The following is a 13610-nucleotide window of genomic DNA, read 5'->3' on the forward strand; positions in this document are numbered from 1 at the left end:
GCTGCCGCCGTCCGACACAGTGGAGGAATGCGCAGACTCCTCCTCGGCACCGTGGCGATGACCGCCTGCTCGGCCGGGTACGCGATGTCTGGTGACCTCGACACCGACCGGGTGCGGTTGGCGCTGGTGATGACCGCCTGGTGGATGGCGGCGATCCTCACGCTGCGGTGGGTGCTGCGTAGTCGCACGGGTGAGGGCGAAGGCTCGGCCGGTCTGGCGGTGGGGCCGATGCGACGCACTGCGCTGCTGGTCTTCGTCGTGGCGCTCGTCGTCCAGCTCCCGGGGCTGCTCACCGGACCTCGCTCGAGCAGCGACGCCTATCGCTACGTCTGGGACGGACGGGTGCAGCTTCTCGGGGACGTCGCCCTACCGCTACGCCCCCCTCGACGACCGCCTCGCCCGTCTGCGTGACCCCATACTCTTCCCCGGTCTCGGCCCGGGCGAGCTCTCGGGCCACACGACGCAGCCCCTCCCGACGGACCGTGCCGAGGTGCTGGAGCGTGCCAGGAACGACCCCCGCACGGTCATCAACCGTCCCCAGGTGCCGACCATCTACCCACCGGTGGCCCAGGCGTGGTTCACGGCCGCCGCCGCGGTGACGCCCTGGTCCTGGGGCACCCGCGGGCTGCAGGCGGGGTCGGCGCTGCTGGCGGCCGGCGTGGCAGCGGCGCTCGCAGCGATGCTCCGCCGTCGTGGGGCCGATCCTCGGGGTGCGCTCTGGTGGGCCTGGTGCCCTGTGGTCGTCGCTGAGTCGGGGAACGGTGCGCACGTGGACGTGCTGGCCGCGGCGTTCCTGGTCGCCACCCTGGCCGTGGTGACTCCCGGCTCTCGGCCACGGGGATGGTCGAGTGGTGCCGCGGGAGTGCTGGTAGGTCTCGCGACGGCGGTCAAGCTGTACCCGGCGGTCGTGCTGAGCTCACTGTTCTCGTTGCGGCACAGTCCTGCTCGGGTCGTCGGTGCGGTGGCAGCAGCCGCGACCACGGTCCTGCTGGCCTACCTGCCGCACTGGCTGGCAGCGGGGCACCTCGTCCTGGGCTACCTCCCGGCCTACCTCGTCGAGGAGGGTGGATCGAGCCGTTCGGGAATCCTGCAGCTGCTCCTTCCCACCGGGTTGGTGACGCCTGCGGCCGTCCTGCTGCTCGCGCTCGTGGCGGGCGTCGTGGCGTGGAGTCGGCTGGACGATCCGGCGGCTGGGGCCACTGTCGTCCTGGGCTCCCTGCTGCTCCTCACCACGCCGAGCTACCCCTGGTACGCCCTGCCCCTCATCGCCTGCGCCGTCCTCGCCGGTCGGCTTGAATGGCTGACGGTGGCTGGTGCGGCGGGGCTTGCCTACGCGTCGGCGTCCGTGCCGCCACTCCCAACCCTCGCGTATGCCGCGTCGGCCGTCTTCGTCGTCGCCGTCGCCTTCCGGAGGTGGCGCTCTCGCGACCAGGCCGCGACCCCGAGCGGCCAGCAGTCTGCGGTCAGCGGCGTGTGACCCGCCCGGCGTCGACGTCCCAGCGCTGGTCGAGGGCGACGTTCTCGAGGAGCCGGCGGTCGTGCGAGACGAGGAGCAGGGCGCCGTCATAGGCGGCCAGTGCCTCCTCGAGCTGCTCGATGGCGGGCAGGTCGAGGTGGTTGGTGGGCTCGTCGAGGACGAGGAGGTTGACGCCGCGCGCCTGCAGCAGGGCCATGGCCGCCCGCGTCCGCTCGCCGGGGGAGAGGCGCGAGACCGGGCTCGTCACCTGGTCGGCGCGCAGGCTGAACTTGGCCAGCAGCGTGCGGCGTTCGGCAGGCACGAGGTCGGGCACGGCCTCGCCGAACGCATCGGCGAGTGACAGGTCGTCGCGCAGCCCGGTGCGGGCCTGGTCGATCTCGCCGATGGCGACGCTCGCGCCGAGGCTGGCGCTGCCCCGGTCCGGGCCGAGGCGGCCGAGGAGGAGGCCCAGGAGCGTGGTCTTGCCGGCGCCGTTGGGCCCGGTGATGCCGATGCGGTCGCCCGCGTCGACCTGCAGCGAGACGGGTCCGAGGGTGAAGTCGCCGCGGTCCACGCTCGCCTCGTTGAGGGTGGCGACGACCGAGCTCGAGCGTGGCGCGTCACCGATGGAGAACTGCAGCATCCACTCCTTGCGGGGCTCCTCGACCTCGTCGAGCCGCGCGATCCGTGACTCCATCTGGCGCACCTTGCGGGCCTGCTTCTCGGCGGAGTCGATGCTGGCGGCCCGCCGGATCTTGTCGTTGTCGGGGCTCTTCCTCATCGCGTTGCGCACGCCCTTGCTGCTCCACTCGCGTTGGGTGCGCGCTCGCGACTCGAGGTCGGCCTTGGTGCCGGCGAACTCCTCATAGGCCTCGCGGGCATGGCGGCGGGCGACCTCGCGCTCCTCGAGCCAGGACTCGTAGCCGCCGTCGTGGACGGAGACGGAGCTCTGCGCGAGGTCGAGCTCGACGATGCGGGTCACGCAGCGGGCCAGGAACTCGCGGTCGTGCGAGACGAGGACGACCCCGCCGCGCAGCCCGGTGACGAACGCCTCGAGGCGGGCGAGCCCGGCGAGGTCGAGGTCGTTGGTCGGCTCGTCGAGCAGGACGATGTCGAAGCGGCTGAGCAGCAGGGCGGCAAGGGCGGCCCGGGCCGCCTGTCCGCCGGAGAGGGAGGTCATGAGCGCGTCGCGGCCGACGTCAAGGCCGAGCTCGGCGAGCATCGCCGGGATGCGGTCCTCGAGATCAGCGGCACCGCTGGCCAACCAGCGATCGAGGGACACGGCATACGCATCGTCTGCGTCCGTGTCGTCGCCGCCCAGGGCGGCCGCCGCCAGCTCCATCGCCTCCGTCGCGTCGGTGGCACCGGTGCGGCGGGAGATGTAGTCGGTCACCGTCTCGCCGGGGATGCGCTCGTGCTCCTGCGGGAGCCAGCCGACGAAGGCATCGGCAGGGGCCGTGGCGATGCTGCCGGCCAGGGGTGTGGACGTCCCGGCGAGGAGCCGCAACAACGTGGTCTTGCCGGCTCCGTTCGCGCCGACCACTCCGACGACGTCGCCGGGCGCGACCGTGAGGTCGAGGTGCTCGAAGAGGGTCCGGTGGGCGTGCCCCCCGGACAGGTCCTTCGCCACGAGGGTTGCGCTCACGAGTGCAGCCGGGTTCGCAGGTCGGAGTACCTTCCGCGGAGCTCGGTGACCCGACCGCCCACCTCGGCGTCCGGCTCGAGGACGGCATCGGTCTCGACCGTCCATTCGGGGGACCCCGAACCGAGGAGGGTGGCGGCGGCCTGGCGGGCTGCACCGAGGGCGACGTACTCCCCGGACGCGGGCACGTGCACCTCGGCTCCGAAGAGGTCGGCGGCGATGGACCGCACCGCGGCAGAGGCGGACGCACCACCGATGAGGAGCACCCGCTCCACGCGCACACCTTGCCCCCGCAGGGAGTCCAAAGCCTCCGCGAGGTTGGTCAGCATGCCTTCGACGACGGCGCGGGCGAGGTTCTCGGGGGTGGCGTTGCTGCGGGTCAGGCCGGAGAGAGTGCCGGTCGCCGTGGGCAGGTTGGGGGTGCGCTCGCCATCGAGGTAGGGGAGCAGGGTGAGCCCGCCGGCGCCGGGTTCGGCGGCCAGGGCCAGTCGGTCGAGCTCCGCGAGCTCCACGCCGAGCATGGACGCGCCGGCCGTGAGGACCCGCGCCGCGTTGAGGGTGGCGAGCAGGGGCAGGAAGCCGCCGGTCGCGTCGGCGAACGACGCCACGGCCCCACTGGCATCGGCAATGGCTGCGTCGTGGCGGGCGAAGGCGGTGCCGCTGGTCCCGAGCGAGATGACGGCGTCGCCCGGTCGCAGGCCCAGCCCGAGTGCGGCACCCATGTTGTCGCCCGTTCCCGGTGCGACCACGAGTCCGGACTCGGTGCGGCCCGCGGCCTCGGTCGGCCCGAGGACCCGGGGCAGCTCGATCTGCCGTCCGATGGCGAGGTCGAGGATCTCGGGGAGGTAGTCGCCAGATCCTGTGGACCAGTAGCCCGTGCCGGACGCGTCCCCACGGTCCGTCGTCCATGCCTCAAAACCGCTGCCCTGCTTGAGGATCTGCCCGGTCAGCCAGTCGTGAGGCAGGACGCAGGCTCGTGTGCGCTCGAGGGACTCCGGCTCCGAGCGGTGCAGCCACCGCAGCTTGGTCACCGTGAACGAGGCGACGGGCACGACGCCGACCTCGTGCGCCCAGCGCTGCGCCCCACCGAACTCCTCGATGAGGTCGGTTGCGTCCTGCGCCGAGCGGGTGTCGTTCCACAGCAGCGCCGGTCGCACGACCTCGTCGGAGTCGTCGAGGGTGACCATGCCGTGCTGCTGCCCCCCGACAGCGATGGCGGAGACCCCGTCGAGCAGACCGCCACTCGTCGCGGACTCGTAGGCCGTCCACCACTTCTCCGGGTGGACCTCGGTGCCGTCGGGGTGCGACGCACGGCCCTGCCGGACGACCTCACCGGTCTCGGCGTCGCACACCAGGACCTTGCACGACTGGGTCGAGGAGTCGACTCCGGCGACAAGCTGCTTCTGCGTCGTGGGCATGGGTGCATCCTTGCCGAACGGCCGGGCCGGTGCACGTGTCGACCGGGCGGGGAGTGCTCCCCACAGACGAGGTGGCGGATCCGTGCTTGGATTCTGGAACAGTGGACCGGTCACTGCGCTGAGGTTTTCGTGAGGGAGGGGAGGGCTGATGGTTGATCCCGAGGATCTGTACGCCAAGCTCGTCTCGGGCAGCTCGGCGACCGTGCGGGGGCACGCGGACACGGTCGGGGATGCGATCAAGAAGGTCGAGGAGTCGGCCACACGGGTCGACGAGGCCGCGGACCGGCCCAGGTGGACCAGTGCGGCGTCGGCCGGCTACCGCGTCCGCACCGCCGGCGTGAGCCAGGGCATCCAGGTCAACCGCTTCGCCCTCGGGCGGATCCAGACCGCCCTGGACACCGGTGCCCACGAGTACGACGCGATGACGAGTGCGGCGGACGTCGCGATCGGACGCTGGCGCAACCGTCCGGCTGGGCTCAACGTCGTGATCAAGGACCTGCTCGCCCTGGCCGTGCACCTCGACCTGCTCAGGGTGTCGGCGCAGTACAACGCCAACCTCGGCACCGTCGCCGCGTTCGCCTCCGGCGAGAAGATCAATACCGACGAGCTCGATGCCGACACCAAGAAGTGGCTGGCCTCCGGCATGCAGAAGACGGCCGACTGGCTCAAGGAGCACGGGGGTGGACTCGGGCCGTTGATCCCCAACCTGGGCGTGACCGGCGACAAGCGTGGCCTCATCCCGCAGGGCCTGGCCGTCGACCCCGACACGGGGTGGATCATCCAGACGAGCTACTCGAAGGACGGCGACCAACCCTCGGTCCTGTCGATGGTCGACCCGAGCACCGGGAAGGAGATGGTGGACGTCGAGCTGGGTGGCTACACGGGCAAGGACTCGGCAGGGCGGGACGTCGACATCCCGACGCCCGACCACGCCGGTGGCGTGGCCTCCGACAGCAAGTACACCTACGTCACCTCGAGCGGGAACCCCTCGCACGTCTTCACCTATCTCACCTCCGACCTGACCAGCGGTGGCAGGCACGCCGACCCCATCGGCCCGCCGACGCAGATCCCCGACGGGGCCGGCGCCTACGGCACGATCAAGAACGGCAACCTCTACGTCGGCACCCACAGCGAGAAGATCGGGGGTGGCGGCAACACCTACGACGGTGCCGACGACGACGGCAAGCTGTACCGCTACGTCCCGGACGGTCATGGCGGCTGGACCCAGGACACGAGCTTCGGTGGCGGGACGGGCTACGTCCACACGCCTCCCCAGGCACAGGGTGTCGTCGTCCGGGACGGCGAGTACGTCTTCAGCACCTCTCTCGGACGTGACAAGGCCGGTCGTCTCATCACGCAGGAGCGCCAGGACGACGAGTCGGGCAACGGTGAGCGCGGCGACGCCTACGAGCTGCCCTACATGTCGGAGGGCATCATCGAGCTCGACGGCGAGATCATCACGACCTACGAGTCCGGGGCCGACCACTACGGGCCGGACGGCTCCGACGACGACGACCTGTGGGCCAACCCCTACATGACGCGGACATCACTGGCCGACCTGGGGCTCAGTGAGGACATCGACGTCTCTCCGGAGTCGCTGCGTGGCGCCGCCGCAGACCTCGACACCGCGGCCCGCCCCCTCAGCGGCGCGGCCAACCTCGTGGGCGGAATCACCGTGTCCGCCAGCAGCTTCGGTGAGGTCCCTGCTGCGACCACCCTGAGCTCCGTCCTCAACCGTGAGCTCGGCAGGGGCGAGCGCAGCCTGGACGTCGGGGCCCGGGCGGTCCACCGGACGTCACAGAGCCTGACGAGCAACGCCCGCACCTACACCGGAACCGACGACATGGCGGCAGAGGGGATCCGTCGCTTCGGACCCACGTTGTCGTGATCACTCGTCCCAGGTGATGACGACCTTGCCGGATGCGCCCGCGGCAGCCACGGCATACGCCTCGTCCGCATCGGCGAGCGCGAAGCGGTGGGTGACGATCCGCTCCGGGTGCTCACCCCAGCGGGCGAGCAGGTCGAGCAGCTCGGCCATGTGACCGAGCGAGCTGACCCACGAGCCGTGCATGGTGACCTGGTGGTGGATCAGCAGGTCCGAGACGCGGAAGGTCATCTGCCCGCCCTCGCCCACCATGACGCAGTGCCCACGGATGGCGGTGTGCGTCAGGGCTGCGAGCCGGGCGTGCTCGTTGCCGCTGCAGTCCATCGTCACCTCACAACCGCGTCCATCGGTCGCGTCACCCACGGCGTCGGCCAGCTCCGCGGGATCGGTGACGACGATGTCGACGAGATCGAGTTCGCGGGCCAGGGCAGCGCGTTCGGCGTTCGGTTCGAGACCGATGACCGTCGAGGCGCCGAGGTGCTTGCCGAGCATGGCTGCCGCCAGCCCGACCGGACCCAGCCCCGTGACGAGCAGGCGGTCGCGCCCGCTGACGCCGGCGCGGAGCAGGCCTTCGTATGCCGTGCCGAACCCGCACGAGACCAGCGCACCGTCGACGTGGGTCACGCCCTCGGGAAGGCGCAGGCACGACACCGCCTCGGCGAGCATGAACTCGGCATGTCCGCCGTCGCGCTGCCAGCCGTGGGCCGCGCGGGTCGGCGAGGTGCAGCCGATGGGGTAGCCGATGCGGCATTCAGCACACGCACCGCATCCGGTGATGTGATAGACCGCGACCCCGTCGCCCACCTCGAGCGTCGTGACTCCGGGACCGAGCTCGACGACGTCGCCGCAGGGCTCGTGTCCGGCGACGACGCCCTGGTAGGCCTCGGCTCCGTGGCCGAGGTGCTCGCGATAGATCGCGCGGATGTCGCTGCCGCACACCGATGATGCGCGCATCCGCAGCAGCACCTGACCCGGCCCCGGCGTCGGCACGTCCACCGTCACGTGCTGCACTGTGCTGTCGCCCGGCAGCCGTACGGCGGCCATGTGGGTGGGGCGCGCTGGGTCGGTGAGGAGCTGCATGTCCGTCATCGACCTAGCCTAGGAGTTCTGAGCCGACCGGAGGACTATCAGCTCGCTCGACTCAGCCGCAGCTCGTGCTCAGGAACGTCCATCGAGCCGTGAGCTGATGGTCCCCCGGCACGACGAACCGCTCGTCAGGTGACCGGGTGGATGATCGACTTGATGGCCTCGGGGTCGGTGCGCGCGGCGGTGAGGGCGGCCTCGGTGCCTTCGAGGTCGAAGTGCCCCGTTGCCAGTGGCTTGAGCCTGACCCGACCTGATGCGACCAGCTCGATCGCGGTCGGCCAGGTGTTGGCGTAGCGGAAGACGCCGGTCACCCACAGCTCGCGGTTCTGCACCTCTCCCAGCGGCAGCGCGAGCGTGTCGCCGCCCATGCCGATGAGCACGACCCGACCAGCCGGCGCCGCCACCCGGATCGCGGCCTGCGTCGAACCCTCGTGGCCCGAGCACTCGAGGACGACCTCGGGACCGGGGCGGCCGGCATACGCCTCTGCCAGGGACGTCGACGACACGTCCACGGTCCTCGTGGCTCCCAACGAGGAGGCCACCGACAGGCGGTGGGCGTTGACATCGGCCACGACGACCTCCGACGCGCCGAACGCCACCGCCACCTGCGCGGCCAGCTGGCCCACCGGCCCGGCACCCGTGACGAGCACCCGCACCCCCGGCGCGACTCCAGCCCGACGACAGGCCCAGATCCCCACGGACAGCGGCTCGAGCATGGCGCCCTCGTCGAGCGAGACCGAGTCCGGCAGCGTGAACGCGAACGACGACGGGTGCACGACGTACTCGGCGAGGGTCCCGTCGATCGGTGGCGTCGCGTGGAAGGCCATGTCGGGGCAGAGGTTGTAGTGACCGGCGAGGCACTGCGCGCACGACCGGCACGGCACTCCGGGCTCGATCGCGACGCGCTCACCGACGCGCGCCGGGTCGACTGCGGACCCCACCGCGACGACGACACCGGCGCTCTCGTGGCCCAACACCAGCGGGCCGGTGACGACGTGGTCACCGATCCGCCCGTGGTCGTAGTAGTGCGTGTCCGAACCGCACACGCCGACCGACCGCACCTCGATGAGCACCTCGTCGGCCGCGGGCGACGGCACCGGTCGGGACTCCATGACGATCGAGCCGGGCTCGGCCAGGACGGCCACCCGCATCGACTCGGGCGGCCGGTCGGTTGTCATCGATTGGACTCCAGGTCTTCGAGGGTGGTGCGAGCACCGTTGTCGTGCAACGACTTCAGGAACGCGGTGTATGCCGTGGTGAACGGCTCGCTGTCGACGAGACCTCCGAAGAAGTCGCGATCACGCAGGAACGCGAGCTCGTCGTCCTCGTAGGCACGGGCCGCGGCCATGACCTTGTCACGGTGCCGGTCGACGACCTCGATGGGGTCACCCTTCTCGTCGACGCCCTCGGCGTAGCGTGCCCAGGACGCGACGACGAGCGCCGACCGCTCGAAGCCGCCGCCCGCCTCGAGGTTCGCCTGGATGACGGGCACGAGCCACTTGGGGATGCGGTCCGAGCTCTCCGCGCAGAGACGGGCCAGGGTGTCGCGGACCTCGGGGTTGGCGAAGCGCTCGATGAGCTGTCGCCGATAGACGCCGAGGTCGACGCCGGGGACCTCGGGCAGTGTCGGTGAGCCCTCCTCCTGCATGTAGCCCAGGAGGAACTCGGCAAAGAGCGGGTCCTGCGCCACCTCGTGGGCGTAGCGGTGGCCCGAGAGGTAGCCGAGGTAGCAGAGCGCCTGGTGGCTCGCGTTGAGCAGCCGCAGCTTCATCAGCTCGTAGGGCACGACGTCGTCGACGATCTGCACCCCGACGTCCTCGAACGGCGGTCTGCCAGAGGGGAAGTGGTCCTCGAGCACCCACTGGGTGAACGGCTCGCACACCACCGGCCACGCATCATCGACCCCGAAGGTCGAGGCCAGGGCCGCGATGTCGTCCGCTGAGGTGACGGGCGTGATCCGGTCGACCATGCAGTTGGGGAACGCGACGTTGTCCTCGATCCACGCACCCAGCTCGTCGTCCTTGAGCCGGGCGAACGCCACGATCATCTTCTTCGCGACGTCACCGTTGCCCGGCAGGTTGTCGCACGACATGACCGTGAACGGGTCGGTGCCGGCCGCCCGGCGCCGTCGCGCCGCCTCGACGACGAAGCCGAACATGCTCCGCGGCAGACCCCCGTCGTCGTTGAGGGCAAGGTCTGTCCGCAGGACGGGGTCGTCGGCGTCGAACTCACCCGTCACCTGGTTGACGTGGTAGCCGCCCTCGGTGACCGTGAGCGACACGATCCGGGTCGCCGGGTCGACGAGCCGGTCGAGCACGGCTGACGGGTCGTCGGGTGCGAAGAGGTAGTCGACCATCGACCCGATGACCCGCGGCTCGAGCCGGCCGTCCGGGTGCTTGACGACGAGCGTGAAGAGGTTGTCCTGGGCCGCCATGGCGTCAAGCATCCGAGCATCGCCAGGCATGAGGCCGACGCCGACGATCCCCCAGTCGAGGGCCTCGCCCCGGTTCATGAGCGCGTCGAGATACATCGCCTGGTGTGCCCGGTGGAAGCCGCCGACACCGAAGTGGACGATGCCCGGGGTCACCGCCGAGCGGTCGTATGCCGGCCGCCCGACCTCCGCGGGCAGCTCCCCGAGCGTCGATGACGAGAAGCTTCACCCGCTCCGCCGTCGCGCGGCCGGACGTCACTTGACGGCGCCCATCGAGAGGCCCTGGACGAGCTTGTCCTGCGCGGCGAAGCCGGCGGCGAGCACCGGGAGCGACACGACGAAGGAGGCCGCACACACCTTGGCGAGGAACAGGCCCTGACTGGTCACGAACCCAGTCAAGAACACCGGAGCCGTTCCCGCAACGGTCCCGGTGAGGACGCGCGCCAGGAGCAGCTCGTTCCAGCTGAAGATGAAGCAGATGAGCCCGGCCGCGGCGATGCCGGGCATGACGACGGGCGCGATGATCTTGCGCAGCGTCACGACGAGCGAGGCGCCGTCGACCTGGGCAGCCTCGAGCATCTCGACCGGCACCTCGGCGAGGAAGGACCGCAGCATCCAGACCGCAATCGGCAGGTTCATCGACGTGTAGAGGATGATGAGCAGCCAGATGTTGTCGAGCAGGTTGAACTGCTGCGCGAAGAGGTAGATGGGCAGGATGCCCGCCACGATGGGCAGCATCTTGGTCGACAGGAAGAAGAAGAGGACGTCGGTCCACTTCTTCACCGGCCGGATCGACAGGGCGTACGCCGCCGGGAAGGCCAGCGCGAGCACGAGGATCGTCGACACCACGCTCGCGGTGAGCGAGTTGGCCAGCGGCGGCCAGGGCCCGGCGTCGAAGAAGGCCCGGTAGCCGTCGAGGCTGAGCGGCGCGAAGACGCTCGGCGGGTTGGTCGCGGCGTCCTCCTCCTTGTGGAACGACGTGAGGATCATCCACGCCACCGGCAGGGCGAACAGCAGCCCGCAGGCCCAGGCCGCGACCGTGAGCAGGATGTGCGACTTGGGGGACTTCTGGTGGTTGAACTCCTGCCGAGGAGCGTCCGGGTTCGCCACCCGTGCTCCGCCTTCGTAGTGGGCCTCGGGCTCGACTGCGTGCCGTTCTGTAGTACTCACTTGTTGTCCTCCTGGAAGAGGCTGAACGCGGTCCGCAACGCCAGGGTCGCGATGATGATGGTGCCGACGACGACGACCACGCCTGCGGCAGAGGCGCGCCCGTAGTCCTGGGCGGTGTAGAAGGTCTGGTAGATGAAGTACGGCAGGTTCGCCGTGCCGAGGCCACCGGACGTGATCGTGAAGACGTGGTCGAAGTTCTGGACGACATAGATCGCGCCGAGCAGGCCACTCAGCTCGATGTACTGCCTCATGTGCGGCAGCGTCATCGTCCGGAAGATCTGCCACGAGCTGGCCCCGTCGATCCGCGCAGCCTCGACGACGTCGAGCGGGCGGGACTGCAACCCGGCCAGCAGGATGAGCATCATGAACGGCGTCCACTGCCAGACGAGGGCGGCGATGATCGCGATGAGCGGGTTGTTGCTGATCCAGTCGGGCTGGGGTGCGTCCTCGCCGAGGACCGTCGTGAGCAGTCCGTTGAGCAGGCCGTACTCGGGGTTGTAGAGCGCGTGCTTCCACAGCAGCGCCGCCGCGACGGGCACGACGAGGAACGGCGTGATCATCAGCGTCCGCACGATCCCGCGGCCCATGAACTTGCGGTCGAGGAGGAGCGCGATGAGCATCCCCAGCACGAGGCTGATGCCGACGACGGACACCGTGAGCACGATCGTCACCATGACCGCGTTGCGGGTGTTGCTGTCGGTGAAGACGCGGGCGAAGTTGTCGAAGCCCGCGAACCCGCGCTCGTCCGGGTAGTAGGCGTTCCAGTTCATGAACGACACGACGATCGTCGCGACGAACGGGAGCTGGGTGAGGATGACGACGAAGATCAGGGCCGGGAGCAGGGGCGCCCGCCGGGACCAGTCACCCGCCCTGGCCAGCTTGGTGGCGCGCTCGGCGTTCTCCTTCGGGGTCCTGCCCGAGCTGTCCGAACCGGCAGCCGACGACGGCGGGGGACTGTCCGGCATACCCGATGTCCTCACATCCGAACTCATGACCCACTCCTCGTCTGGTAGCGCTCGGCGACGTCCTCGGCGAGGTCCTGACCGCGGTCGAGGGCCTCCTTGACGGTCATCTGTCCGGCGATGGCGGAGCTGACGTCCTGGCTCACCTGGGTCCCGAGGTCGGGGAACTCGGGGATGTCGACGAACTGGATGCCGATGGCTGGTCGCGGCTGGACGCCGGGGTTTGTCGGGTCGGCAGCCTCGATCGCGGCCCTCGTCGGCTCGGCGAACGCGGACGCGACCTTGAGGTAGTCGGCGTTCTCGTAGGTCGAGGCGCGCTTTCCGGCGGGGACGCTGGTCCAGCCGATCTCCTCACCGACGAGCTGCTCGTACTCCTTGCCCGAGGCCCAGGAGATGAACTTCCAGGCGTTGTCCTTCTTCTCGCTTGCCTGCTGGATGCTCCACGACCAGGCATAGAGCCAGCCGGCGGAGTCGGTCTCGACGACGGGTGCCGGCGCGTAGCCGAACTTGCCCTTGGTGGGTGAGTCGTCGGCCTCGAGCGAACCGGCGGCCGAGGTCGCGTCGTACCACATGGCGACATTGCCCTGGACGAGGTTGTTGAGGCACTCGGTGAAGCCGGACTGCGGTGCGCCGTTCTGACCGTGCTTGCGGACGAGGTCGACGTAGAACTGCACCGCCGCGGTGAACTCGGGGGAGTTGACCCGGGGCGTCCAGTCCTCCTCGAACCACGTGCCGCCGAACGTGTTGACGACGGTCGTGAGCGGCGCGAAGATCTGGCCCCATCCCGGCTGACCACGCAGGCAGATGCCGGCCATCCCCGGCTGGGCCCCGTCCACCCGGGCCGCGATGTCCGCGACCTCCTGCCACGTCGGCTTCTCGGGCATCGTGATGCCCTCGGCGGCGAAGACGTCCTTGCGGTACATGAGGAACGAGCTCTCGCCGTAGAACGGCTGACCGTAGATCTTGCCGTCGCTCGACAGCGAGGTCGTCATCGGCTTGAGGATGTCGTCCTGGTCGAAGTCGGGGTCGCCGGCGATGTAGTCGTCCATCGGCGCGATCCACTTGGCCTTGGCATAGATCGGGATCTCGAAGTTCGACAGGGACGCCACGTCGTACTGGCCGGCCTGGCTCGAGAACTCCTGGCTGATCTTGTCGCGGACGTCGTTCTCGGGGAGGACGGTGAAGTTGACCCGGATCCCCGTCTCGGCGGTGAAGTGCTTGGCGGTGAGCTTCTGCAGGTCGACCATCTGCGGGTTGTTGACCATGAGGACGTCGATCGAGTCGGCGCCGCCACCGCCCACCGCGCCGCCGCCCCAGCCCGCGCAGCCGGTGAGCGCCAGGCTGACCGCCCCGACCGTCGCGGCCGCGGCCCACCTCCCGCGTCGTCTGCCATGAGCCGGGGTATGCCGTGTGCTTCCGGGCATCGTCGCCCTCCTGTTTCGCCGTCGCCGTTGACTGTCCAGCCGTGTGGTCGTTCCCACCCGTGCGCTCAAATGAGCGAGTAGCATGCACACATGAGCCTGTCGCGAATGTGCGTCCCTGTCAACAGGTCAGTTGCTT

11 protein-coding genes are annotated in these 13610 nt (G+C 69.9%); 3 read left to right on the forward strand and 8 right to left on the reverse strand.

All coding sequences use genetic code 11. The features are described 5' to 3' along the window. Positions 1-27: 27 nt before the first annotated feature. On the forward strand, positions 28-411 hold the full coding sequence (locus ACZZ98_RS09825; protein WP_463516065.1) for a hypothetical protein: 384 nt from the start codon (positions 28-30) through the stop codon (positions 409-411). Positions 412-490: 79 nt separating this feature from the next. Next, positions 491-1477 carry a glycosyltransferase 87 family protein gene (locus ACZZ98_RS09830; protein WP_463516066.1) on the forward strand — a complete coding sequence of 329 codons (987 nt, stop codon included), beginning with the start codon at positions 491-493 and terminating at the stop codon, positions 1475-1477. Here the strand turns inward: ACZZ98_RS09830 and ACZZ98_RS09835 are convergent. Then, entirely contained in the window at positions 1464-3101 is a 1638-nt protein-coding gene (locus ACZZ98_RS09835) for an ABC-F family ATP-binding cassette domain-containing protein (RefSeq protein ID WP_463516067.1), read from the reverse strand. The two genes, ACZZ98_RS09830 and ACZZ98_RS09835, sit on opposite strands and share 14 nt — an antisense overlap. Beyond that, positions 3098-4516 carry a xylulokinase gene (gene xylB / locus ACZZ98_RS09840; protein WP_463516068.1) on the reverse strand — a complete coding sequence of 473 codons (1419 nt, stop codon included), beginning with the start codon at positions 4514-4516 and terminating at the stop codon, positions 3098-3100. Before xylB ends, ACZZ98_RS09835 begins: the two co-directional genes overlap by 4 nt. A 148-nt stretch (positions 4517-4664) precedes the next feature. Between xylB and ACZZ98_RS09845 the strand changes: the two genes are divergently transcribed. Then, positions 4665-6404, forward strand: coding sequence for a hypothetical protein (locus tag ACZZ98_RS09845; RefSeq protein ID WP_463516069.1), 1740 nt, complete (start codon positions 4665-4667; stop codon positions 6402-6404). Here ACZZ98_RS09845 and ACZZ98_RS09850 read toward each other — a convergent pair whose 3' ends face one another. The 6 genes from ACZZ98_RS09850 to ACZZ98_RS09875 all read right to left on the reverse strand — a co-directional run bounded on the left by ACZZ98_RS09850 (position 6405) and on the right by ACZZ98_RS09875 (position 13474). Beyond that, on the reverse strand, positions 6405-7490 hold the full coding sequence (locus tag ACZZ98_RS09850; protein WP_463516070.1) for an alcohol dehydrogenase catalytic domain-containing protein: 1086 nt from the start codon (positions 7488-7490) through the stop codon (positions 6405-6407). Positions 7491-7615: 125 nt separating this feature from the next. Continuing rightward, complete coding sequence (locus ACZZ98_RS09855; RefSeq protein WP_463516071.1) at positions 7616-8665, reverse strand: NAD(P)-dependent alcohol dehydrogenase; 1050 nt, start codon at positions 8663-8665, stop codon at positions 7616-7618. Further along, a complete protein-coding gene (locus tag ACZZ98_RS09860; RefSeq protein WP_463517758.1) occupies positions 8662-10116 on the reverse strand; it encodes a mannitol dehydrogenase family protein in 1455 nt (484 codons plus the stop codon). Before ACZZ98_RS09860 ends, ACZZ98_RS09855 begins: the two co-directional genes overlap by 4 nt. A gap of 57 nt (positions 10117-10173) precedes the next feature. Further along, positions 10174-10968 (reverse strand): carbohydrate ABC transporter permease, encoded by a 795-nt coding sequence (locus tag ACZZ98_RS09865; RefSeq protein ID WP_463517759.1) that lies wholly within the window; start codon positions 10966-10968, stop codon positions 10174-10176. 116 nt (positions 10969-11084) lie between these two features. Then, the gene (locus ACZZ98_RS09870; RefSeq protein ID WP_463516072.1) at positions 11085-12080 is read right to left on the reverse strand and encodes a carbohydrate ABC transporter permease; all 996 of its coding nucleotides are present in this window, start codon (positions 12078-12080) and stop codon (positions 11085-11087) included. After that, positions 12077-13474 (reverse strand): ABC transporter substrate-binding protein, encoded by a 1398-nt coding sequence (locus tag ACZZ98_RS09875; RefSeq protein WP_463516073.1) that lies wholly within the window; start codon positions 13472-13474, stop codon positions 12077-12079. Before ACZZ98_RS09875 ends, ACZZ98_RS09870 begins: the two co-directional genes overlap by 4 nt. Between the last annotated feature and the right edge of the window lie 136 nt (positions 13475-13610).

Source organism: Knoellia sp. AC549, from assembly GCF_979258975.1.